Origin of the sequence: Variovorax cryoconiti (genome assembly GCF_051216395.1) — a bacterium.
Taxonomy (GTDB): domain Bacteria; phylum Pseudomonadota; class Gammaproteobacteria; order Burkholderiales; family Burkholderiaceae_C; genus Variovorax.
This window is the reverse complement of the sequence record NZ_JBPJZI010000009.1, coordinates 196,629-216,880: the sequence shown is the minus strand read 5'-3', so window position 1 is coordinate 216,880 and position 20,252 is coordinate 196,629. Positions and strand designations below refer to the sequence as shown.

The window sequence follows — 20,252 nt, the reverse complement described above, 5'->3', positions numbered from 1 at the left end:
CTCCGGAGCCCTCCCTTGACCTTCCTTCGCACCCTCGCGCTCGGCGCCCTCGTCGCCGGCGCCACCCTCGCGGCCCAGGCCCAGACCCTGCCGGAACGCATCGCCAAGACCAAGACGATCAAGATCGCGGTGAACGCCATCTACCCGCCGATGGAATACAAGGACCCGGAGAGCGGCAAGCTGATCGGCTTCGATGTCGACCTCGGCAACGCGCTGGCCAAGGAGCTGGGCGTGACGCTCGACTGGCAGGAGTCGGCCTTCGAACAGCTCATCCCGTCGCTGCAGACCGGCCGCGCCGACATGATCCTCAGCGGCCTCAACGACCGCCCGGCGCGCCGCGAGACGATGGACTTCGTCGACTACCTCAATTCGGGTGTGCAGTTCTATACGCTGGCCTCGCGCAGCACCGTGAACCAGCCGCTCGACCTGTGTGGCAAGACCGTGGGCACCAGCCGCAGCACCGCCTTCCCGGCCGAGATCAAGACCTGGAGCGACGCGAACTGCGTGGCCGCCGGCAAGCCGCCGATCACGGTCGAAGGCACGAGCGACAACGCGGCCGCGCGCGCGCAGCTCAAGCAGGAGCGCTTCGAAGGCGGTGCGCAGGGCAGCGAGACCGTGCCGTACGCGATGACGCTGGAACCCGGCGTCTACAAGCCACTGGGTGCGCCCTTCGGCGGCGCGCAGCAAGGCATCGCCTTCGCCAAGGCCGACACGCAGCTGCGCGACGCGGTGCTCGCGGCCTTCAAGAAGCTGATCGCCGACGGCACCTACGCATCGATCGTCGCCAAGTGGAAGCTGCAGGCCAGCGCCGTGAAGCAGGCGGCGGTCAACGGCGTCGCCGTGCCCTGAGCGACGGTCTGGCAGCATCGGCGGCCCGACACTTCTCGAAAGGCCCAGCCGATGTCCTGGCGATCTCCTTCACCGCCGGTGAGCGCGGACGCCCCCCGCCTGCGGGGGCCATCGATGTCCGCCGAAGGCCGTCGGCTGGTACTGCTGCTGAGCCTGAGCTACGCCGTCTCCTTCGTGGACCGGGCTCTGGTCGCGGTGGCCGGCGCGCCGATCAAGCAGGCCTTCGCGCTGAGCGACACGCAGTTCGGCCTGCTGCACGGGCTGGCGTTCGTCGCGATGTACTGCCTGTGCGGCATCCCCTTCGGCTGGCTGGCGGACCGGGCGGACCGGCGGCGCATCCTGGCCGGCGGCCTGCTGTTCTGGAGCCTGATGACGGCGGTCTGCGGGCTGGCGGACTCCTTCGCGCTGTTCTTCGTCGCGCGCATCGGCGTCGGGCTGGGCGAGGCCTGCCTGGTGCCCGTGGCGATGTCGATGCTCGGAAGCGCGATCCCGCGCGAGCACATGGCGCGGTCGGTGACGGTCTTCCTGATGGGCGCCACCCTGGGGAACGCCGCGGCGCTGATCGGCGGCGGGCGCCTCTTGGCATGGATGGCCGACAGCGCGGCCTGGGAGGCGTGGGTCGCCGCGCCGGACGCCTGGCGCGTGCTCTTCGTGGTGGCCGCCGTGCCGGGCGTGCTACTGGGGGTCCTGGCGCTGTGCATGGCCGAACCACCCCGCACGGCGGACGCGCCGCAGGCTTCGGCGGACGGCGGGCTGGCGGCCGCGGCCCGCCACCTGCGATCGCACGCATCGGCCTACTTCTTCCTCACCGCCGCCACGGCGTGCAGCGTCACGCTGGCGCAAGCACAGGCCGCCTGGATGCCGATGTTCTTCTCGCGGCGCTTCGGCTTCGGCAGCGGAGAGAGCGCCATGATGGTCGGCCTCATCTTCCTGGCCACGGCCCCTACGGGGCAATGGGTGGGCGGCCGCGTGCTCACGCACCTGCAGCGCCGCGGCGCGCCCGCGCCGTCGAACCTGCTGCTCGCGGCGGCCGCCCTGCTGTGCCTGCCCGCGGCCGCGGTCTTCTGCCTGGCCGACGACCCGGACACCAGCCGGGCCGCCTATGCCGTCTTCAACTTCCTGGTGTTCTCCGCCACGCCTGCGGGCCTCACCGGTTGGCAACTGCTCACGCCCGACCGGGTGCGCGGCGTGCTCATCGCCCTGCTCGTGTCGGTGGTCACCCTGGTCGGCGTGGGCATCGGCCCGGGCGCCGTCGGCCTGCTCATCGATCGCGGCTTCGGAGACCCTCAGGCGATCAACCTGGCGTTGCTGTCGGTGATCTCGCTCGCGGCGCTGGCGTGCGCCGTGACCGCACTGGCGGGCCTGCGCAGCGTGGCGCAATCGTCGCGACGCCAAGAGTGAAGCACGGGGCGTGAAGCAGCCGCGCCAAGCGCACTAGCGCTGGCGCAGGCGCCGCCAGTTGCCTGGCGTGTCGCCCACCAGTCGCGCGAAGACGCGATTGAAATGGCTCTGATCCGCGAAGCCGCAGAGCGCTGCGATGGCCGCCAGGTCGACGCGTTCGCCCAGCAGCAGCGCCTGGGCGCGATCGATGCGGTACTGCTGCCGCCATGCGTGCGGCGTCAGCCCGGTGGACAGCTTGAAGGCCTTGCCGAAATGGCTGCGCGACAAGCCGCATGCCTGCGCCAGGTCGTGGATGGACAGCGTCTCGGCGACATGGGTCGCCAGCAGTTCCTTGGCGCGCGATGCCATGGCAGGCGACAGTCCGCTCGCGGCCGGCAACAGGGCATTGCGCTGCCCGCCGTAGTGGCCGGCCAGGTGCGCACAGACCGACAGGCACACCTGGTCGATGAACAGCGAATTCGCGACCTCCGGCATGGCGAGCGTGGCGGACAGCGCGCCCGCCAGATGTCCGACCACCGGATCCACGAGCCCCGGTTCGCACGCCAGATGCCCGACGCGCGCGAGGCCCGCATCGTCGGTGAAACCATCGAGCGCCAGCCGCGGAATATGGAAGACGAGGGTCTCGTGCGGTTGCAGCAGGTTGGCGGCGTACTCGTCCTGCAGATTGACGATGCGCATCGATTGCGCGGCGTAGCCTTGCCTGAGCACTGGACGGCCGCGGCTCCAGAGCTCGTGGTCGGCGAGATCGTGCAGATAGACCGCCACGACGAAAGCGTCTTCGGCGGGCACGGGCCGTGTCAACCCGAGGCGGTCGGCCCCGATCGACAGCCGGCTGACCGTCATGCGAGATCCCTTGATCGGCCGTGTGGACAGGGACGACGCGGTGTCCAGCCCGATGCTTCGGGCAATCGGGTCCCGAGGGGCCGGGCCCCGCCTGTCGCTCCGCTCCTGCGCAACGCGATCGGGGTCCGCTCGGACGGCGATGCGGGTCGGGAGCGTGTCGCTGTAGCGCTGCATCATTTGATCATTGCACGGGAGTCCATGCCCCGAACGCCGTGAGGCAATACCGACGTTCAGCGCTCGGCGACGCCCAGGTAGCGACGCACGTCCTTGGCCATCACGCCGGCCGCCGCGACGGCCGACCGAAGCTTCTGTTCGGTCACGCCGAAGACACGGGTCCAGTAGCGCATCTCGTACGCCTCGTTCACGTTGATGCGTGCCGCGTCGGCGGGGCCGCGCTCGGCTTTGTCGTCTGCCATCGGTTTCTCCTGATTTGAAGACCTCAGCGTCGCACTCCCCCACCGCACGCGAGGACGGACAGCGACGACGGCCGATGCAGGAAATCGACGGCCCGGCGGCACGTTGCGCCGTTGGCGCGCAAGCGCCATCGCCCCCGGCTGACAAGCCGTCATGCGACGCGCCGCGACAGTCCTGTCCATGACGCACTTCTTCGCCACCGTCCTCGCCTCGCTTGCCGCGGCGGCCGTGTTCACCCTGTCGATTCCCGCCGACGCCGCCACGGCCGAGTGGGAATTGCCCTTCTCCGCGGGTCGCTGAACGACGGTCATCGCTGCGCGGTGCCATGGCCCGGGTCATCCGGCCGGGCGGGAACAGTGTTGTCGGCGCCTGACAGCGGCCTTTGTGCATGTCCGCCTATTGCGCAGGTGCCGATGCTGTGCAAGGGTTGCCCCCTTGTTTTTTGGAGTGACGATGGGCGTGCAACTGTATTTATCTGCCGGCTTGATCGGCCTGGTCTGGCTGGTCTGGATCGCCATCAACTACCACGGCCGCGAAGCGATGCGGATGGCGCGCGAAGTGGACGACCGGCTGCGCAAGTCGGCCGAATTGCTCAGCACGATCCCCGGCCATCTTCGCCGTTGACGCGGCGTCGGTCGGCGCCACCGCGAGGTCATCCACCGCACGGGCGGTGGGTCGCCGTCAGCGCCGGCTGACGACCACTTCGAGGTACTCGCTCGGCACCACCAGCGCGCCGGGGCCGGCGCGGTTGAGGCGCTCGAGCAAGGCGGTCAGGTCGCGTTCCAGGGCCTGGGCCCCGTCCGGCGGCAGCGCGGCGAAGGCCTTGTGCACCGGCCCGTACCAGGTGCGGAACACCTCGATGAAATGCGCCGCCGACCGGTAGCGAAACTGAAAGAGCCGGCGCGTCACATCGATCTTCGCGGCCTGTTCGCCGAACAGCGCCTGCAGGTGCGCCTCGGTGCCCCAGAGCGACGGCGGCTGCACGCCGGCCGGCGGCGGCATGTGGCGGCCCAGCACCTTGAAGACCTGGCCGATGAAGCCCTCGGGCGTCCAGTTGGCCAGGCCGATGCGCCCGCCCGGCCTGCACACGCGCGCAAGCTCGCCGGCGGCGCGTGCGTGGTCGGGCGTGAACATCACACCGAAGGTCGACAGCACCACGTCGAAACTCGCCGGCTCGAAGGGCAGCGCCTCCGCGTCGGCGGTCTGGAACTGCACGTTGAGCCGCTCGGCGCGGGCACGCTCGGCGCCGCGCTCGAGCAGCGCGCCCACGTAGTCGGTCGAGGTGACGCGGCAACCGCGCCGCGCGGCCGCCAGCGTGGCGTTGCCGTTGCCGGCCGCGACGTCGAGCACGCGCTCGTCGAAGCGCAGGTCGCAGGCCTCGGCGAGCTGCTCGCCGACGATCTGCAGGGTGGTGCCGATGACGGCGTAGTCGCCGCTGCCCCACGCGGCCATCTGCCGCTTCTTGAGGGCCTCGAGGTCGGTGGCGGGAGCGGTGGTGAGGGTGTCGGTGGGCATGGTGATCGTCTCCTGTCGAGTCGTTGGATGGAGACCGGACTGTCGCGCCGCCGCGCGCTCGCGTCCTGTCTGCGCGTCGGCGATGCTTGCCCCATCGTCCAGGCGCGCGCCGCCACACGGCATAGCCCGGCACGGCATTGCATCCGCCAAGCGGCCTAGCCCGTTTCGGCCGTGGCCGCGAGGCGATGCGCGTTTCAGAATGCGGGTTTCAGCACGACCCCGGAGGTGCCCCCCATGGCCCATGACATCGCCGACGCCCTGCAGCGCGTGGCCTCGGTGCTGGAACGCCGGCCCGAAGCGGGGGTGCACGACGACGCGCCGGCCAGCGTGCGCTGGGACGGCGGCACGCGCTTCGTGGCCCGCCACCCGAACGGCGCCGAGGTGCCGACCGACATGCCGCGCGAGTTCGGCGGCGGCGGCGCCGAAGTCACACCCGGCTGGCTGTTCCGCGCCGGGCTCGCCAGCTGCGCGGCCACCTGCATCGCGATGCTCGCCGCACGCGAAGGCGTGGTGCTGCGCGCGCTCGACGTGCGGGCCGCGAGCCGGTCCGACACGCGCGGCATCCTCGGCCTGCGCGACAGCGACGGCGGTACCGTGCCGGCCACACCGCAGGACCTGCAACTGCAGGTCCGCATCGCCGCCGACGGCATCGCGCCCGCGCAGCTGCGCGACCTGGCCGAGCGCGCCTGTCGGCAGTCGCCGGTGCCCTGCGCGGTGCAGACCGCGCTGCCGCTCGACCTGCGCATCGCCGCGGGCGGCTGAACGCGAGGATGCGCCGATGGATGCGTTGTCGGAGACGCTGCGCGTCGTGCGCCTGGTGGGTGCTATCTTCATCAACGCGCGCTTCACCGCCCCGTGGTGCTACCAGTCGCCGCATGCCGACCAGGCCGCGCCCTTCCTCGAGCCGGGCGCCGAGCGCGTCGTGATCTTTCACCTCATCACCGAGGGCGAATGCTTCGTCGAGATGGGCCACGCGCCGCCGACACGGCTGGCGGCCGGCGACGCGTTGATTTTTCCGCAGGGCCATGCGCACCGCATGGCGTCCGAACCGGGGCTGCCGCCGGCCAGCGGCGCGCGGCTCGATGCGGTGCTGGCGCGCCGGCCGCGCACGCTGGCCTACGGTGGCGGCGGGCCGACCACGCGGCTGGTCTGCGGCTACCTCGCCTGCGACGCGCGGCTGGCGCGGCTGCTGCTGGCCGGCCTGCCCTCGCTGATGAAGGTGAACGTGCGCGGCTCCCCGGCCGGGGCCTGGCTCGAGGCCTCGGTGCGCTACGCGCTGGCCGAAGCACGGTCGCCGAACCGCCCCGGCGGTGCGGGCGTGCTCGCGAAGCTGGCGGAGGTGCTCTTCATCGAGGTGCTGCGGCTCTACATGAACGAACAGGCCGAAGGCCGCACCGGCTGGCTGGCCGGCGTGAACGACCGCGTCGTCGGCGCCGCGCTGAAGGCGATGCACGCCCGCCCCGGCCACCCGTGGACGCTGGACGAACTGGCGCGCACCGCGAGCAGCTCACGTTCGGTGCTGGCCGAGCGCTTCCAGCAGCTGGTCGGCAGCTCGCCGATGCAGTACCTCACGCAATGGCGCATGGTGATTGCGGCCAACCTGCTGCGCGGCAGCAACGCGCCGCTGGCGACGATCGCCGAGGACGTGGGCTACCAGACCGACACGGCCTTCAGCCGCGCCTTCCGCCGCGAGTACGGTGCACCGCCGGCGGCGTGGCGGCGCAGCCAGCTGCAGGTGGCGCGCTGAAAGAAGGGCTCAGGCCGCTGCCAGTTGCGCGGGCGCTGCGGTCACGGCCTTGCGCTGCGCGTCGATCTGCTCGGCCAGGTACGCCGCATCCCGCGCCACGCCCGAGAAGCGCCCCGAGCCCCAGGTGTGCAGCCACGGCAGGCCGAGGAAGTACAGGCCCGGCACCTGCGTCACGCCGCGCAGATGCACCGGCTCGCCGCGGCCGTTGAACACCGGCGCGTCGACCCAGGCGAAGTCGGGCAGGAAGCCGATGCACCACACGACGCTGGTGATGCCCGATTCGCGCAGGCTCAGCGTGGTGCGCTCCTCCTGCGGCTCCCACACCGGCTCGTACACGCCGCCCGGCGGCGCGTCGATGCCGTTGGCCGCGATGAACTTGTCGATGGACGCGTTGATGCCGTTGAAGATCTGGTCCGCATGGTCGAGGTTGGCGCGCAGGTTGGGCTGGAACTGCAGCGTGTCGCCGTCCAGCCCGGTCATGAGGCCATAGAGTTCCATGCCTTCCAGCGCGAAGCGGCGCAGGTCGATGTCGCGCCCGCCGTCGCGCCCGGTCACGTAGTGGTTCGTGTTGTCGCGCACGCCTTCGCGCAGCGGGTGCTGCGTCACCGGCATGTCGTAGTAGTTCATGTCGGCCAGCCAGTCGACCACGTCCTTGCCGCGGTAGAAGCGTGCGCAGCGCGGCGCGTTGCCGGTGGCGAGGAACACCTTGCGCCCCGCCAGGTGCAGGTCTTCGGCGATCTGCGCGCCCGACTGGCCACAACCCACCACCAGCACCGCGCCTTCGGGCAATTGCGCCGGGTTGCGGTACTGCGCCGAGTGGTACTGCACGATCGACGGCGGCAGCCGCTCGGCCATGCGCGGCACCACCGGCTTGTGGTAGCCGCCCGAGGCCACCACCACCTGGTCGGCCGTGAAGCGGCCGGCGCTGGTGTCGACGGTGTAGTGCGCGGCCTCACCCGCCTTCGACACCTTCTCGACCGTCACGCCCTCGATCGCCGGCGCCTGCACCTGCTCGACGAAACCGGCCAGCCACGCGTTGATCTCGTCCTTCACCATGAAGCCATGCGGATCGCTGCCGCTGTACGACCAGCCCGGCAGCTTGCACTGCCAGTTGGGCGTGACGAGGCAGAACGAATCCCAGCGCTGGCTGCGCCACGAATGCACCAGCGTGCGCTTCTCGATCACGAGGTGGTCGATGCCGCGCTGCTGCAGGCAGTGGCTCAGCGACAGGCCGGACTGGCCGCCGCCGACGATGACGACGCTGTAGTGGGTGGTCTTGGGGGTCATGGGGTGTCCTTGAAGGGATGTCAGTCGAACGCGACGACGGTGACCTGTGCGTCGGGCTGGTCGGTGAAGCGGGTGGCGATCTGCTCGATCTCCGCGAGCTGGTCCATCGCCTGCGAGCAGGCGAAGCCGAACTTGGCGCGCACCCGCTCCGACGCGATGCCCAGCGCCTCGCGCGTGCGGCCCAGGAAGTCGGGCAACGCGTAGGCCTGGCCGGGCGTCAGGAAGTCCTGCACGACGAGCGAGGGCGAATAGCAACGGGTCTCGCTCTGGTCGGGCCAGCGGACGTGGAAATGCATGACGGGCATGGGAGGGGTCCTCAACGCAGGTGGGTTCGTGCAACACCCACGGTGGCGCCTTGCGACAGGCCCTCGCGGTAGAGCTGCACATGACAGGTCGCACTGGCGGCCCAGCTGAAGGTCTCGCCGAGACGCGCGGCGCTTGCGGCGATGCGCGCCGACGAACGCGCCGCGAGCGCGGCCCGCAAGGCCTCGGCGATCGAGGCCGACTTCAACGGGTCGGCCCAGTGGCAGTCGCCGTCGCGCAGGTACTCGGTGAAGGGCGCGATGCGCGAGACGACGATCGGCACGCCGCTGGCCAGCGCTTCGAGCGTGACCAGCCCGAAGCCTTCGTTGAGCGAGGGCATCGCGACCACGTCGGCCAGGCGGTAGAGCGCGGGGATGTCGTCGTCGGGCAGCGCGCCGGTGAGCACGATGGGTGCGCCGGGGCCGATGGGCAGATCGCTCGCCTGCGCCAGCGCCGCGAAGTCGCGCCCGTACTGCGCATGATCGAGCAGGCTGGCGCCGCCGGCGATGACGAGCTGTGCATCGGGCCGATGCGCACGCAGCAGCACGAAGGCCTGCAGCAGCCGCAGCGTGTTCTTGCGTTCCTCCACGCCGCCGAGTGCCAGCACCACGGGTGCGCCGGTGCGGATGCCCAAACGCTGCGCCAGCAACGCATCGCCGGGCTGGCGCTCGGGGCTGAAGCGTCCGCGCTGCACGCCGTTGCGCACCTGCGCGGCGCGCACGCCATGCTTCGTCGCCAGCAGGTTCTGCCACAGCCGGCTCACGCAGAACACCTGCCGCGCGGCCCGGAAGCCGCGCGCCTGCCAACGCATCAATTGCACGTCGGCGAACACCTCCAGGTGGTGGACCGTGCGCACGAAGCCGTCGATCAACCCGGCCTCTTGCAGGTTCGCGAGCGCGTTGCCGCCGATGGGGTCGTGCGTGTGCAGCACGTCGAAGCGCGTGGTCGCCATCAACTCACCGATGGACGCGGTGAGCGCGTCGATGCGCGATCCCACCATCTCGACCGTGTCGCGCGGCGTGGCGCCCACCGGGATCAGGCGCGTGGCACAGCGCACCGGACGGAAGAAGCGCTGGCCGGCCGAGGCGGGTGCCATCACGGTCACGTCGTGGCCCGCGTCGTGCAGCGCATGTGCAAGTTCGAGCGTGTGGACCACGCCGCCGCGTGGGTTGACCGAGTGCGTGAGCAGCCCGATCTTCAGCGGCCGTGACGCAACCGACTCATGCATGGTGGACCTCGCCGGCCTCGCCGATGAACGCGTCGGTGTTCAGGTCCCACAGCAGCTGGCGCTCCTCACCCTGGCGCAGCACCAGCGTGCGGCTGTCGTCGACCTGGCCGACGACGTTGCAGGCGATGTCGCGCGCGGCGAAGCGGGTGAGCACCTCGCCCAGCGCCTCGGGCCGAACGCTCAGCACGAAGCCGAAGCTGGGAAAGGACGTGAGCCAGCGCAGCAGCGGCACGCCCTCGGGCCGCGGGATGGCGTCGAGGTCGATGGTCGCGCCCACCTTCGAGCACTCGAGCAGCATCAGCGCCGTGCCGATGGCACCGGCCATGCTGATGTCCTTGGCCGCGTCGCACAGGCCGGCCTCGGCCAGCGCGGGCAGCACTTCGAGGTCGGCGCGCAGGCGGGCGCCAGGCGCGGTGGTCGAGGCGTTCCAGTACGGAAAGGGCTCCTGGTAGGCGCCGCGCAGATCGACCGCCATCACCAGCAGGTCGCCCGGCCGCGCGGTGAAGCTGGTCAGCAGCTTCTTCGCATGGCCGAGGATGGCGACGGCGAGCTGCGGGCGCACGCTGCGGTTGTTGCTGTGGCCGCCGACGATCGGCACGCCGTATTTCGACGACGCTTCCGCCATGCCCTTGAGCATCTCGTCGGCCGGCCGCATGCCGGCGCTCCACAGCGCATCGACCACGGCGGTCGGGCGGCCGCCCATCGCGTAGATGTCGCTCACGTTGACCATCACGCCGGCATAGCCGGCGAACCAGGGCATGCGCTCGATGAAGTCTTCCACCAGCCCTTCGATGGCGAAGAGCAGATAGCCACCGTGACCGTCGGGGATGGCCGCGCAGTCGTCGCCCACCGGCACCGCCTGCGCCAGGTCGGCGCCACCACCGGGCAGCGACTGGCCCAGCGCCGTGACGATGTCGCTGATGTCACGCTTGTGCGCGAAGCCGCGGCTGTCGCGCAGCGCGGTGGTGAGCTCGGCCAGCGTCATGTGCGGCTCCTGGCGCGCGAGACGAAACCGCTCACCGGGTCGTGGCACGGCGGATAGAAAGCGAAGTCCGGCTGCATCTCGACATGCGGGCGGCCGTGGATGGCCAGCGTGCCGGTCGTGCGCCAGTGCAGCTTGTGGAACAGCGCCTCGTTCTGCGCCTGCACGTGCGCCATGAAGGTGTGGGCGCCCTGCGCATGCGCGCGCGTCACCGCCAGCCGGATGAGCGTCGCACCCAGGTGCCCCTGGCTGCGGAAGGCCGCATGCACCGCGAGCCGGGAGCCCCACCACACGCCCGGCGATGTCTCGTGGATGCGCACCGTGCCCACCACCTGGTCGGGCATGCCGCCGATGCAGGACATCGCGACCAGCAGTTGCGCGTCGTCGTCGATCGCATCGCGGTCGTCGCCGACGAAGAGGCCCTGCTCGATGCAGAACACCGCGCGGCGCAGCGCATGCGCCTCGTCACGCTCCCAGGGCTGCGCGGCCTCGCGCACCAGGAAACCGGCCGGCGCGTAGTGCACGACCGGGTCGACGACGTCGTCGATGCAACTCATGGCTCAGCTTTCGTAGACCGAGAGCGAGGAGCAGGCGCCGCACTTGCCGCACCCCGCCTTGATGTCGCTCGAGCGCAGGTGGGCCGCAGCCACCCGCTGGCCCAGCGGCTCGAGGATCGACTGCATGAACGCGGGCGTCGGCGCGGGATGGTCTTCCAGCGGCGTGCCGCTGATCGGCACGAAGGGCACGACGAAGGGGTACACGCCCAGCGCCAGCAGCTGGTCGCAGATGTCGAGGATGGCTTCACGCGTGTCGCCCAGCCCGGCCAGGATGTAGGTGCTGACCTGGCCGCGGCCGAACACGCCGACGGCCGCCTCGAACGCGCTCATGTAGCGCGCGATCGGCACGCTGGCCTTGCCCGGCATGATCTTCTCGCGCACCGATGGCGTCACCGCTTCGAGGTGCATGCCCAGCGTGTCGATGCCGGCCGCCTTCATGCGGTGGAACCACTGGTCGTCGTCCGGCGGCTCGCACTGGCCCTGGATGGGGATGTCGACCGCGGCCTTGATCGCGAAGGCGCTCTCGCAGAGGATCTGCGCGCCGCGGTCGGTCGCGTTGGGCGTGCCGGTGGTCAGCACCATGTGCTTCACGCCGTCGAGCAGCACCGCGGCACGCGCGACTTCGGCGAGCTGCTCGGGCGTCTTGCGCGCGATGGTGCGGCCGGCCGCAAGCGACTGGCCGATCGCGCAGAACTGGCAGGTCTTCCGGCGGCTCTCGTAGCGGATGCAGGTCTGCAGCACGGTGGTGGCGAGCACGTCGCTGCCGTGCAGCGTGGCGATGTGCGAATAGGGCACGCCGTCGAAGGTCTGCATCTTCGTGAAGCGCGGCTGCTTCGGGAATGTGATGCTGGCGATGGGAATGGTGCCGCGCGTGATGGTGCTGTTGCCCATCGCGTCCGGCGCCTGTGCCGTGAAGGGCGAGTTCCATGCGGTCGAGGTGTGCACCGGCACCATGATCGTGTGGCCGTCCACCGTGACGGCCTTGTGGTCCGACGGCCCCGCGCCGCCGCGGCGGCTGGCCGCGCCGGCGGAAGGGTCAACCAGCCGCAACCCGAAGGACTGCAACTCGGTCATCAACTGACGGCTGGACGGCGAGGCTGTCGTGGTCATAAGGGGTGCTTCCGGTTGTGGATGAAAGAGGCGCGCCGGCCGGCATCGCGAAGGTGGTCGCGGCGGGGCGTTCGTTGATGGCCAGGCTCAGCAGCTCGGGGCGCGCGTAGTGGCCGACCGAATCCATCATTCGCTTGCGTTTGGTGATGAGCGCCATGTCGAGGTCGGCGACGACCATGCCCTCGCCGTCGGTCAGCGGCGGCGCGAGGTGCTTGCCTTCCGGCGAAATGATTGCTGTGTGGCAGCCGCCGCGCAGCGCCTTCTGCAGCCCCGCATCGGGCGTGATGGCGGTGATCTGTGCATCGGTGAGCCAGCCGGTGGCGTTGACGACGAAGCAGCCCGATTCGAGCGCGTGGTGGCGGATGGTCACTTCCATCTGCTCCGCGAAGATCGGCCCGACCAGCGAGCCCGGGAACTGCGCGCAGTGGATCTCCTCGTGCTGCGCCATCAGGGCGTAGCGCGCGAGCGGGTTGTAGTGCTCCCAGCAGGCCAGCGCGGCGACGCGGCCGACCTTGGTGTCGACCACCTTCAGGCCCGCCGCATCGCCCTGGCCCCAGATCATCCGCTCGTGGTACGTCGGCGTGATCTTGCGGCGCTTGAGCAGCAGGCTGCCGTCGGCATCGAATACGAGTTGCGTGTTGTAGAGACTGCCGTGGTCGCGCTCGTTCACGCCGAGCACGACCACCATGCCGTGGGCCCGCGCCCGTTCGGCCACCGCCAGCGTGACCGGCCCCGGCACCACCACCGCGCGCTCCATGAGGCGGAGGTGGGCCGGGCCCTGCAGCACCGGCGGCTGCACGAACGAGAAGTAGGGGTAGTACGGCAGGAAGGTCTCCGGGAAGACGATCAGCTGCACGCCCTTCGCGCCGGCCTCGTCGATCGCCGCGCACACCCGGTTCAGGGTGCCGTCGACGTTCTCGAAGTCGGGCGCGATCTGGACGGCGGCGGCGCGGACGATCCGGCTCATGTCAGAGGGTCCAGGTGTCGAGGATGACGGCGCCGGCCTTCTTGTGCAGCAGCACGATGTCCAGCACGTCGAGCGGGTTGATTGGCGTGATGCCCGGGATCAGCGCGCCTTCGCCGTGGCCGTACAGGGCCTGCAGCGCGAAGCGGCAGGCGTAGACCTTGCCGCCCTCTTCCATGAACTTGACGATCTGCTTGTTGAAGTTCTGGTGACCGGGGAAGGCTTCGTCGCCCAGCGTGGGGAAGCCGCGCTGCACGCCGAGCGTGACGCCGGGGCCGTAGAGCAGCACCGAGGTCTCGTAGCCCTTGCGCTTCAAGCGCGTGGCCTGCAGCAGGTTGACGAAGCCGATCGAGCCTTCGAAGGCCACGGTGTGGAAGGTGACCAGCGCCTTCTCGCCGGGTTCGGCCTTCACGTCCTCGAAGACTTTCTCTTCGTAGTCGACAAGGTGTTCGCCGGCGACGTTCGGGGCTTTGGTGACTGCGGGCATGGGGGACTCCAGTTGAAAAACGTTGGGGATGGTTGATTGCGCGCCCTTCTCCTTCGCATGCGATGTGCCACCCCGCAGACGCCTGCGTGCGATCAATGCACGATCAATCAGCAGGCATGCGCCGCGCGGGCTCGAAAAAATAGTTGCGACACCCTGCGGGGCGTTTTCCGATGGGCGCGGTCGTGGCTTTTCGCACCCGATTGATGCGCCGGACGTGCAATCAATGCACCCGATCAATGGGTTTGAATGCACGCGATCAATGCATGAACCCTCTCCGTGGCCGGCATGCTTCATGCGTCCATCCATCGATACCGATGCAATCAATGGATGCGATCAACTTCCCATGATCAAGATCACCCAGCCCTGGCAAAAGCGCCTCGAAGCCAGCGACAAGCCGGCCTACCTGCTGCTCGCCGACCTCATCGCCGAGGACATCCGCACCGGCCGCCTGACGGCCCGCGACAAGCTGCCCACGCTGCGGGACCTGGCGGCCGAGCTAAGGCTGAACTACACGACGGTGGCGCGTGGCTATGCCGAGGCGCGCAAGCGCGGGCTGATCGATTCGCGCGCGGGGACAGGAACCTTCATTCGCGGCACCAGCCCGGCCGTGCCGCTGCGCGGCGGCGGTGGTGCCGAGATGACGATGAACCTGCCGCCCGAACCGCAGGACACCGGCCTGCTCGACCGCATGAAGGAGAGCGCGGCGCGCGTGATGGCCGACACCGACCCGTACGACCTGCTGCGCTACCAGGACTTTGGCGGCACCGTGCGCGACCGCGAGGCCGGCATGGCGTGGATTCGACCGCGCATCCCCGATTGCCGGCTCGACCAGATGCTGGTGTGCCCCGGCATCCACAGCGTGCTGGCCGCGCTGTTCTCGCAGCTCGCGCGGCCGGGCGAGCTGATCTGCGTGGAGGCACTCACCTACCCCGGCGTGAAGGCGATCGCCACGCAGCTCGGCGTCCAGCTGCACGCGCTGCCGCTCGACGAGGAAGGGCCGATGGGCGAATCCTTCGAGCATGCCTGCAAGACGCTCAAGCCCAAGGCGCTGTACGTCAACCCGACCATCAACAACCCGACCACCGCGACCATCTCGCGCGCGCGGCGCGAAGCGCTGGCCGACATCGCGCTGCGCTACGCCATCCCGATCATCGAGGACGATGCCTACGGCCTGCTGCCGCGCCAGATGCCGCCCACGCTGGCGTCGATGGCGCCCGACCTCACCTACTACATCACCGGCTTCTCGAAGACGCTGGGCGCGGGCCTTCGCAATGCCTACGTACGCTCACCGAGCGCGCGGCAGTCGCAGCGGCTCGCAGGTGCACTGCGCGCGACCACGGTGATGGCTTCGCCCATCACCAACGCGCTGTCGACGCTGTGGGTGGAAGACGGCACGGCCGATGCGATGCTGCAGGCCATCCGCACCGAATCGAACGTGCGCCAGGCGATGGCGCAGAAGCACCTGGGCGCCTACGGCATGGCTGCGCCGAGCGAGAGCTTCCACCTCTGGCTGCCGCTGTCATCGGCCTGGAGCATGGTCGAGTTCGCATCGTTCCTGCGCACGCAGAACGTCGGCGTGGTCGCGAGCGCGGCCTTCTCGACCGACGGCAACCCGCCCGAAGCCGTGCGCGTCTGCCTGGGGGGGCCGATGTCGCGCGACGACTGCGACCAGGCGCTGCGGCTCATCGCCGACACGCTGGCGCACCCGCTGCATCCGCACGCGACCGTGATGTAGCGGCCGGCGGCTGTAGGCAGGGGACCACGCCATTGCCGTGTCTTCTCCCGCAGGCCGCACGACGACCGCGCGCCTAGGCTGGAGCCTCACTCATTCAAGGCTCGGAGGCCATCATGAAAAGCATCATTCTCTGGCTGTGCGGCGTCCCCCTCGTCGCCATCATCGCCCTGAAGATCTTCGGCATCCTCTGAGCCGACCCGGTTGGGAAGATCCCTCCTCGCGGCGCCGCAAGGCGTCGTTCTACAGCGCCCTTCGGGGCGCTTTTTTTGGGTTTGGCAACGGCACGGTGAAAGGCTCTAGAGTTCCGCCATGCCCTTCGACTCGCTCCAGACTCTCGACACCCCCGCCGCCCTCATCGCGCTGCCGCGCATGCAGCGCAACATCGCGCGCATGCAGCAGCAGGCCGACGCACTGGGCGTGCGCTTCCGCCCGCATGTAAAGACCACCAAGTGCGCGCCGGTAGCGGCCGCACAGATCGCAGCCGGCGCGCGCGGCATCACCGTGTCGACGCTGAAGGAGGCCGACCAGTTCTTCGCGGACGGCGTGACCGACATCCTCTATGCGGTCGGCATGGCGGCGCACCGGCTGGACCACGCGCTGGCGCTGCGACGGCGCGGGTGCGACCTGAAGATCATCACCGACAGCCTCGAAGGTGCCCGCGCCATCGCCGACTTCGGCCGCCGCCACGACGAGGCCTTCGAGGTGTTGATCGAGATCGACACCGACGGGCACCGCTCCGGCATCCGCCCCGGCGAAGACGCCCTGCTGGACATCGGCCGCGTACTGCACGACGGCGGCATGCGCCTGGGCGGTGTGCTGACCCATGCGGGCTCGAGCTACGAACTGAACACGCCCTCCGCGTTGGCCGCATTGGCCGAACAGGAACGCGCCGGCTGCGTGCGAGCCGCCGAGCGGCTGCGCGCGGCCGGGCTGCCTTGCCCGGTGGTCAGCGTCGGCTCCACGCCCACCGCGCTGGAGGCCACCCGCCTGGACGGCGTGACCGAGCTGCGCGCCGGCGTGTACGTGTTCTTCGACCTGGTGATGCACAACGTGGGCGTGTGCCGCACCGACGACATCGCGCTGAGCGTGCTCACCACCGTGATCGGTCACCAGGCGGAGAAGGGCTGGGCGATCGTCGACGCCGGCTGGATGGCGATGAGCCGCGACCGCGGCACCGCGCGCATGGGGCAGGACTTCGGCTACGGCCAGGTCTGCACCGTCGACGGCGCGCTGCTGCCGGGCTACCTGCTGTCGGGCGCGAACCAGGAACACGGCATCGTGTCGCGCGAAGGCACGCCCGAGCCCGACGTCACCACGCGCTTCCCGATCGGCACGCGCCTGCGCATCCTGCCCAACCACGCCTGCGCCACCGGCGCGCAGTTCCCCGAATACCACGCACTCGCCGACGACGGCACGGTGCAGACCTGGAGCCGCTTTCATGGCTGGTGATGCATCGACCGACCTTCAAGCCATCGACGTGCCGGCGCTCGCGCCGCCCGGCGGCCACTACAGCCATGCGACCGTGGGGGCGGGGCTGGTGTTCGTCTCGGGCCAGTTGCCGGTGCGGCCCGACGGCACCCGCCTGACCGATGCGCCCTTCGAGACGCAGGCGCGCCAGACGCTCGCCAACCTCGCTGCGGCGCTCGCGGCCGCGGGCAGCGGCATCGACCGCCTGCTGCAGGTGCGGGTGTATGTCGACGACATCGCCAACTGGCCGGCTTTCAATGCGATCTACGCCGAATGGGCCGGCACCGCGCGCCCGGCCCGGGCGGTGATGCCCACCGGCGCGCTGCATTTCGGCCTGAAGGTCGAGGTCGAGGCGATCGCGCTGGCGTCAGCCTGAGGCGGCGCCGGCCTGCTCGAACACCAGCACCGCCGCCGCCAGATCCTCCAGCGCCGTACCCACCGACTTGAAGACGGTGCGGCCGTCGCCATCGCGCCGGCCTGGCACGCGCCCGCTGCACAGGTCGGCCAGCGTGCCGGCCACGTCCGCGGCCGCGAACACGCCGCGTGCCATCGGGCCGAGCAGCTCGCCGCTCTTGTGCAGGGCCTCGGCGGTGTCGACGACCAGGCGCGCACCGCCGCCGAAGCAGGCGTCGTCGGCCTCGCGCATCGCCGGCGTGAAGCTGCCGATCAGGTCGAGGTGGCTGTCGGGACGCAGCCAGGCGCCGTGCATCACCGGCTCGGTCGCGAGCGTGGCACAGCTGACGATGTCGGCCTCGCCCGCAGCGGCCGGCAGATCGATGACCGCACGGGCGTCGATGCCCTCGGTGCGCCACTGCTGCGCCAGCGCCTCGGCCTGCACTGCGTTGCGCGCCCAGACGCTCACGCGCTCGATGTGCCGCACGGCCCGGTAGGCCGCCGGCAGCAGCGCCGACACCCGGCCCGCCCCGACCACCAGCAGGTGCCGCGCATCGGCCCGCGCCAGGTACGACGCCGCCAGTGCAGAAGCCGCCGCAGTGCGGCGCGAGGTGATCTCGTTGCCGTCGAGCTGCGCCAGCGGCACGCCGGTCTGTGCGTCGAACAGCAGGTAGGTCGAATGCAGGCCCGGCAACCCGCGCTGCGCGTTGCCCGGGAAGATGCCGACCGTCTTGATGCCCAGGTACGCGCCCGGCTGCCACGCCGGCATGATCAGCAGCGTGCCGGCCGTACCGCCCTCGGCATCGCCCAGCGTGTGCGTGTGCCGCGACGGCACCTCGCAACCGGCGACGAACAGGGCGCGCAGCGCGGGGATCAGGCGGTCGAAACCGAGCGCTCGCCGGGTGGAATCGCTGTCGACGAAGCGCATCGTCACGTCAATGCGTCACGCGCCCGCGCATCGCCGCCGGGTGCCCGGCCAGGCCGAAGGACTTGCCGGTGTCGACCAGCATGTCGCCGTCGACCCGCAGGATGCTCACGTCCTGGTCGATGAAGTTGCCCACGTAGAGGTACTTGCCGTCGGCACTGAACACCGCGCCCTCGGGCAGGCCGCGCACCACGACCTCGTTGCTGCGCGTGACCTTCTTGCCGTCGATCTTCAGCGCCACCACCGAGCCATTGCGGTTGTAGAAGTACGCGCTCTTGGACGAATTGCTGCCGCGCAGAAGCACGGCCACCGCCAGCTTGCCGGTCGGGCTGACGGCCAGGCCTTCAGGGCCGTCACCGACCACCACCTTGTCGATCACGCGTGGCGGCGTGGCTTCAAGGTCGATCACGCTCACCGTGTCGACCTGGCCATCGGACGCGCCCGAGTTGCCGTTGTCGGCCGTGAGCGCCAGCTTGCCGTCGGGCGTGACGTCGACGTTGTACGGCCACAGGCCGGCCGCGAGGTCGACCTTGTTGTACGTGACCTTCTCGCCGTCGACGTCGAGCAGCGCGATCTTGTGGCTCGGGAACTTGGCCGCCAGCGCGCGGCGCCCGTCGGGCGTGAAGCGCACATGCGCCACCGATTCACCGATGACCACCGTGTCGATCAGCGTCACCTTCTGTCCGGCGATGCGCAGCACGCTCACCGAGTTGTCGGCCCGGTTGGCCACCAGTGCCAGCGTGCCGGCCCTGTTGATCGACAGACCCGACGGCTGCTTGCCGATGGCCAGCGTGTCGATCAGCGTCGGCGGGTTGGCCTTCAGGTCGATCACGAAGAGGCGGTTGTCGGGCACCTGCTTGCGCACGCCGTTCTCTTCCACAACGTTGAGCGAATTGGCGACCAGCGCCAGCGTCTCGTCGGCGTTGATGGCCAGGTTGGTCGGCGGGCCGGCGATGGTGTTGTCCAGCGCGAGCGTGCCGACCACCTTCGGCGCCAGGGGGTCGGTGCCGATGTCGAGGATCTGCAGGCTGTCGCGGCCGCGCGGCGCGAGCACCACGGCGCCGGCGTCGGTCCACGACTGCTTCTCGTCGTTGGCAACCAGCATCAGCTGGCGCTGCGCGCCCGGTGGGGGCATGCCGCCGCAGCCGGCGAGGAAGGCCGTGGCCGCGAGGGTGGTCAGGCCAAGGCGAAGAAATGGCTTGCGCATGAAGGTCGTCTCCTGTTGTTGTACGTTCGTGCGGCACGCGCCGCGCACGCATCCTAGCCGCGCGACCGCAGCATCGACAGGGGTCTAACCAGCGATGCGCGTGGCGTCACGCAGCGCCACCACGTCGGCGTGCAGCGACTGCGCCCAGGCGCGGCGGTCGCGGTCGGCCGCGGGCTGCGGGTCGCCGAAGCGCACCACCGCCAGGAGCGGCGGTGCCGTGAGCGTGCGCCACAACGAACCGACCAGGCTGTCGTCGCCCACGTAGAGCGGGGCCGGGCTGGTCTCGCCCGTGGCGGCGTCGGCGAAGCGCAGCGCGGCCGGCAGCACCGGCGCGCCGGAGACGATCGCCGCCTGCAGCAGATTGGCGTGGAAGGGCAACACGCCCCGGCCGTCGCTGGTGGTGCCTTCGGGGAACACCGCCACGAGGTCGCCGTTGCGCAGAGCCTCGGTCATGTGATGCACCACGCGCAGGGCATCGCGCCGGCTCTCGCGCTCGATGAAGAGCGTGCCGGCGCCGACGGCCAGCGTGCCGACGATCGGCCAGTGGTGCACGCCGGCCTTGGAGACGAAGCGCACATGGCGCGCGGCATGGACGGCCACGATGTCGAGCCACGAGAGGTGGTTGCACACCACCAGCGCCGGCCCGGTGGCCGGTGGCGTGCCTTGCACCTCCAGCCGGATGCCCATGATGGCGAGCATCCGTTCGGCCCACCGCTGAACACGGGCGTCGCGCTCGGGCTGCGACAGCGCGGCGAAGCCGAAGCGGATGGTCCACCAGCCGCCCACCATGTGCGCGACGGCGCGCAGCAGCTTCCAGCAGGCGAGGAGCGAACGCATG

General features: G+C 70.3%; 22 protein-coding genes. 8 read left to right on the top strand and 14 right to left on the bottom strand.

Going from position 1 to position 20,252, the window contains the following annotated elements:
• Nucleotides 1-15: 15 nt before the first annotated feature.
• Together ACSFA2_RS20710 and ACSFA2_RS20705 are read left to right on the top strand one after the other, a co-directional pair.
• Nucleotides 16-849: an ABC transporter substrate-binding protein gene (locus tag ACSFA2_RS20710; RefSeq protein WP_435457207.1), complete on the top strand. Its 834-nt coding sequence runs from the start codon at nucleotides 16-18 to the stop codon at nucleotides 847-849.
• Nucleotides 850-963: 114 nt separating this feature from the next.
• The gene (locus ACSFA2_RS20705) at nucleotides 964-2,250 is read left to right on the top strand and encodes an MFS transporter (RefSeq protein ID WP_435457206.1); all 1,287 of its coding nucleotides are present in this window, start codon (nucleotides 964-966) and stop codon (nucleotides 2,248-2,250) included.
• A gap of 33 nt (nucleotides 2,251-2,283) precedes the next feature.
• Here ACSFA2_RS20705 and ACSFA2_RS20700 read toward each other — a convergent pair whose 3' ends face one another.
• Both ACSFA2_RS20700 and ACSFA2_RS20695 read right to left on the bottom strand, forming a co-directional pair.
• Nucleotides 2,284-3,267, bottom strand: coding sequence for a helix-turn-helix domain-containing protein (locus ACSFA2_RS20700; protein ID WP_435457205.1), 984 nt, complete (start codon nucleotides 3,265-3,267; stop codon nucleotides 2,284-2,286).
• Nucleotides 3,268-3,323: 56 nt separating this feature from the next.
• A complete protein-coding gene (locus tag ACSFA2_RS20695; RefSeq protein ID WP_435457204.1) occupies nucleotides 3,324-3,509 on the bottom strand; it encodes a DUF3606 domain-containing protein in 186 nt (61 codons plus the stop codon).
• Between the two features lie 451 nt (nucleotides 3,510-3,960).
• On the opposite strand from ACSFA2_RS20695, the gene ACSFA2_RS20690 reads away from it, so the two are divergent.
• The gene (locus ACSFA2_RS20690) at nucleotides 3,961-4,131 is read left to right on the top strand and encodes a hypothetical protein (protein ID WP_435457203.1); all 171 of its coding nucleotides are present in this window, start codon (nucleotides 3,961-3,963) and stop codon (nucleotides 4,129-4,131) included.
• Nucleotides 4,132-4,188: 57 nt separating this feature from the next.
• On the opposite strand, the gene ACSFA2_RS20685 is transcribed toward ACSFA2_RS20690, so the two are convergent.
• On the bottom strand, nucleotides 4,189-5,022 hold the full coding sequence (locus tag ACSFA2_RS20685) for a class I SAM-dependent methyltransferase (RefSeq protein WP_435457202.1): 834 nt from the start codon (nucleotides 5,020-5,022) through the stop codon (nucleotides 4,189-4,191).
• A 234-nt stretch (nucleotides 5,023-5,256) separates the two neighbouring features.
• Between ACSFA2_RS20685 and ACSFA2_RS20680 the strand changes: the two genes are divergently transcribed.
• Together ACSFA2_RS20680 and ACSFA2_RS20675 are read left to right on the top strand one after the other, a co-directional pair.
• Entirely contained in the window at nucleotides 5,257-5,784 is a 528-nt protein-coding gene (locus tag ACSFA2_RS20680) for an OsmC family protein (RefSeq protein ID WP_435457201.1), read from the top strand.
• 16 nt (nucleotides 5,785-5,800) lie between these two features.
• Nucleotides 5,801-6,769: an AraC family transcriptional regulator gene (locus tag ACSFA2_RS20675; protein WP_435457200.1), complete on the top strand. Its 969-nt coding sequence runs from the start codon at nucleotides 5,801-5,803 to the stop codon at nucleotides 6,767-6,769.
• 9 nt (nucleotides 6,770-6,778) lie between these two features.
• Here the strand turns inward: ACSFA2_RS20675 and ACSFA2_RS20670 are convergent, their stop codons facing one another.
• The 8 genes from ACSFA2_RS20670 to ACSFA2_RS20635 are packed head-to-tail and all read right to left on the bottom strand — an operon-like array spanning nucleotide 6,779 to nucleotide 13,687.
• Nucleotides 6,779-8,056 carry an MSMEG_0569 family flavin-dependent oxidoreductase gene (locus ACSFA2_RS20670; RefSeq protein ID WP_435457199.1) on the bottom strand — a complete coding sequence of 426 codons (1,278 nt, stop codon included), beginning with the start codon at nucleotides 8,054-8,056 and terminating at the stop codon, nucleotides 6,779-6,781.
• 20 nt (nucleotides 8,057-8,076) lie between these two features.
• Nucleotides 8,077-8,361 carry an MSMEG_0570 family nitrogen starvation response protein gene (locus ACSFA2_RS20665; protein ID WP_435457198.1) on the bottom strand — a complete coding sequence of 95 codons (285 nt, stop codon included), beginning with the start codon at nucleotides 8,359-8,361 and terminating at the stop codon, nucleotides 8,077-8,079.
• Nucleotides 8,362-8,372: 11 nt separating this feature from the next.
• Nucleotides 8,373-9,587: an MSMEG_0565 family glycosyltransferase gene (locus tag ACSFA2_RS20660; protein WP_435457197.1), complete on the bottom strand. Its 1,215-nt coding sequence runs from the start codon at nucleotides 9,585-9,587 to the stop codon at nucleotides 8,373-8,375.
• Nucleotides 9,580-10,572, bottom strand: a complete 993-nt coding sequence (locus ACSFA2_RS20655; RefSeq protein WP_435457196.1) for a sll0787 family AIR synthase-like protein — start codon at nucleotides 10,570-10,572, stop codon at nucleotides 9,580-9,582. The genes ACSFA2_RS20660 and ACSFA2_RS20655 overlap by 8 nt, the downstream gene beginning before the upstream one ends.
• Nucleotides 10,569-11,126, bottom strand: a complete 558-nt coding sequence (locus ACSFA2_RS20650) for an MSMEG_0567/Sll0786 family nitrogen starvation N-acetyltransferase (RefSeq protein WP_435457195.1) — start codon at nucleotides 11,124-11,126, stop codon at nucleotides 10,569-10,571. Before ACSFA2_RS20650 ends, ACSFA2_RS20655 begins: the two co-directional genes overlap by 4 nt.
• Nucleotides 11,127-11,129: 3 nt before the next feature.
• Entirely contained in the window at nucleotides 11,130-12,200 is a 1,071-nt protein-coding gene (locus tag ACSFA2_RS20645) for an MSMEG_0568 family radical SAM protein (RefSeq protein WP_435457240.1), read from the bottom strand.
• Nucleotides 12,163-13,203: a Nit6803 family nitrilase gene (locus tag ACSFA2_RS20640; protein WP_435457194.1), complete on the bottom strand. Its 1,041-nt coding sequence runs from the start codon at nucleotides 13,201-13,203 to the stop codon at nucleotides 12,163-12,165. Before ACSFA2_RS20640 ends, ACSFA2_RS20645 begins: the two co-directional genes overlap by 38 nt.
• Before the next feature lies 1 nt (nucleotide 13,204).
• Nucleotides 13,205-13,687, bottom strand: coding sequence for an MSMEG_0572/Sll0783 family nitrogen starvation response protein (locus ACSFA2_RS20635; RefSeq protein WP_262073568.1), 483 nt, complete (start codon nucleotides 13,685-13,687; stop codon nucleotides 13,205-13,207).
• A gap of 343 nt (nucleotides 13,688-14,030) precedes the next feature.
• On the opposite strand from ACSFA2_RS20635, the gene ACSFA2_RS20630 reads away from it, so the two are divergent.
• The 3 genes from ACSFA2_RS20630 to ACSFA2_RS20620 all read left to right on the top strand — a co-directional run bounded on the left by ACSFA2_RS20630 (nucleotide 14,031) and on the right by ACSFA2_RS20620 (nucleotide 17,265).
• Nucleotides 14,031-15,422, top strand: a complete 1,392-nt coding sequence (locus ACSFA2_RS20630; RefSeq protein WP_435457193.1) for an aminotransferase-like domain-containing protein — start codon at nucleotides 14,031-14,033, stop codon at nucleotides 15,420-15,422.
• Nucleotides 15,423-15,731: 309 nt separating this feature from the next.
• Nucleotides 15,732-16,871 (top strand): DSD1 family PLP-dependent enzyme, encoded by a 1,140-nt coding sequence (locus ACSFA2_RS20625; protein WP_435457192.1) that lies wholly within the window; start codon nucleotides 15,732-15,734, stop codon nucleotides 16,869-16,871.
• Complete coding sequence (locus tag ACSFA2_RS20620; protein ID WP_435457191.1) at nucleotides 16,861-17,265, top strand: RidA family protein; 405 nt, start codon at nucleotides 16,861-16,863, stop codon at nucleotides 17,263-17,265. Before ACSFA2_RS20625 ends, ACSFA2_RS20620 begins: the two co-directional genes overlap by 11 nt.
• Here ACSFA2_RS20620 and lhpI read toward each other — a convergent pair.
• The 3 genes from lhpI to ACSFA2_RS20605 form a co-directional block, all read right to left on the bottom strand.
• The gene (gene lhpI / locus ACSFA2_RS20615; protein ID WP_435457239.1) at nucleotides 17,257-18,210 is read right to left on the bottom strand and encodes a bifunctional Delta(1)-pyrroline-2-carboxylate/Delta(1)-piperideine-2-carboxylate reductase; all 954 of its coding nucleotides are present in this window, start codon (nucleotides 18,208-18,210) and stop codon (nucleotides 17,257-17,259) included. The genes ACSFA2_RS20620 and lhpI overlap by 9 nt on opposite strands.
• Nucleotides 18,211-18,217: 7 nt before the next feature.
• Entirely contained in the window at nucleotides 18,218-19,414 is a 1,197-nt protein-coding gene (locus ACSFA2_RS20610; RefSeq protein ID WP_435457190.1) for a YncE family protein, read from the bottom strand.
• Between the two features lie 84 nt (nucleotides 19,415-19,498).
• On the bottom strand, nucleotides 19,499-20,251 hold the full coding sequence (locus ACSFA2_RS20605; RefSeq protein ID WP_435457189.1) for a lysophospholipid acyltransferase family protein: 753 nt from the start codon (nucleotides 20,249-20,251) through the stop codon (nucleotides 19,499-19,501).
• Nucleotide 20,252 lies beyond the last annotated feature (1 nt).

Coding starts and splice junctions, on each gene's coding strand:
- ACSFA2_RS20640 (WP_435457194.1), bottom strand. CDS start 13,203: ATGAGCCGGATCGTCCGCGCCGCCGCCGTCCAGATCGCGCCCGACTTC.
- ACSFA2_RS20680 (WP_435457201.1), top strand. CDS start 5,257: ATGGCCCATGACATCGCCGACGCCCTGCAGCGCGTGGCCTCGGTGCTG.
- ACSFA2_RS20610 (WP_435457190.1), bottom strand. CDS start 19,414: ATGCGCAAGCCATTTCTTCGCCTTGGCCTGACCACCCTCGCGGCCACG.
- ACSFA2_RS20665 (WP_435457198.1), bottom strand. CDS start 8,361: ATGCCCGTCATGCATTTCCACGTCCGCTGGCCCGACCAGAGCGAGACC.
- ACSFA2_RS20625 (WP_435457192.1), top strand. CDS start 15,732: ATGCCCTTCGACTCGCTCCAGACTCTCGACACCCCCGCCGCCCTCATC.
- ACSFA2_RS20690 (WP_435457203.1), top strand. CDS start 3,961: ATGGGCGTGCAACTGTATTTATCTGCCGGCTTGATCGGCCTGGTCTGG.
- ACSFA2_RS20655 (WP_435457196.1), bottom strand. CDS start 10,572: ATGACGCTGGCCGAGCTCACCACCGCGCTGCGCGACAGCCGCGGCTTC.
- ACSFA2_RS20695 (WP_435457204.1), bottom strand. CDS start 3,509: ATGGCAGACGACAAAGCCGAGCGCGGCCCCGCCGACGCGGCACGCATC.
- ACSFA2_RS20660 (WP_435457197.1), bottom strand. CDS start 9,587: ATGCATGAGTCGGTTGCGTCACGGCCGCTGAAGATCGGGCTGCTCACG.
- ACSFA2_RS20645 (WP_435457240.1), bottom strand. CDS start 12,200: ATGACCGAGTTGCAGTCCTTCGGGTTGCGGCTGGTTGACCCTTCCGCC.
- ACSFA2_RS20650 (WP_435457195.1), bottom strand. CDS start 11,126: ATGAGTTGCATCGACGACGTCGTCGACCCGGTCGTGCACTACGCGCCG.
- ACSFA2_RS20675 (WP_435457200.1), top strand. CDS start 5,801: ATGGATGCGTTGTCGGAGACGCTGCGCGTCGTGCGCCTGGTGGGTGCT.
- ACSFA2_RS20630 (WP_435457193.1), top strand. CDS start 14,031: ATGATCAAGATCACCCAGCCCTGGCAAAAGCGCCTCGAAGCCAGCGAC.
- ACSFA2_RS20700 (WP_435457205.1), bottom strand. CDS start 3,267: ATGCAGCGCTACAGCGACACGCTCCCGACCCGCATCGCCGTCCGAGCG.
- ACSFA2_RS20605 (WP_435457189.1), bottom strand. CDS start 20,251: ATGCGTTCGCTCCTCGCCTGCTGGAAGCTGCTGCGCGCCGTCGCGCAC.
- lhpI (WP_435457239.1), bottom strand. CDS start 18,210: ATGCGCTTCGTCGACAGCGATTCCACCCGGCGAGCGCTCGGTTTCGAC.
- ACSFA2_RS20670 (WP_435457199.1), bottom strand. CDS start 8,056: ATGACCCCCAAGACCACCCACTACAGCGTCGTCATCGTCGGCGGCGGC.
- ACSFA2_RS20685 (WP_435457202.1), bottom strand. CDS start 5,022: ATGCCCACCGACACCCTCACCACCGCTCCCGCCACCGACCTCGAGGCC.
- ACSFA2_RS20635 (WP_262073568.1), bottom strand. CDS start 13,687: ATGCCCGCAGTCACCAAAGCCCCGAACGTCGCCGGCGAACACCTTGTC.
- ACSFA2_RS20620 (WP_435457191.1), top strand. CDS start 16,861: ATGGCTGGTGATGCATCGACCGACCTTCAAGCCATCGACGTGCCGGCG.
- ACSFA2_RS20705 (WP_435457206.1), top strand. CDS start 964: ATGTCCGCCGAAGGCCGTCGGCTGGTACTGCTGCTGAGCCTGAGCTAC.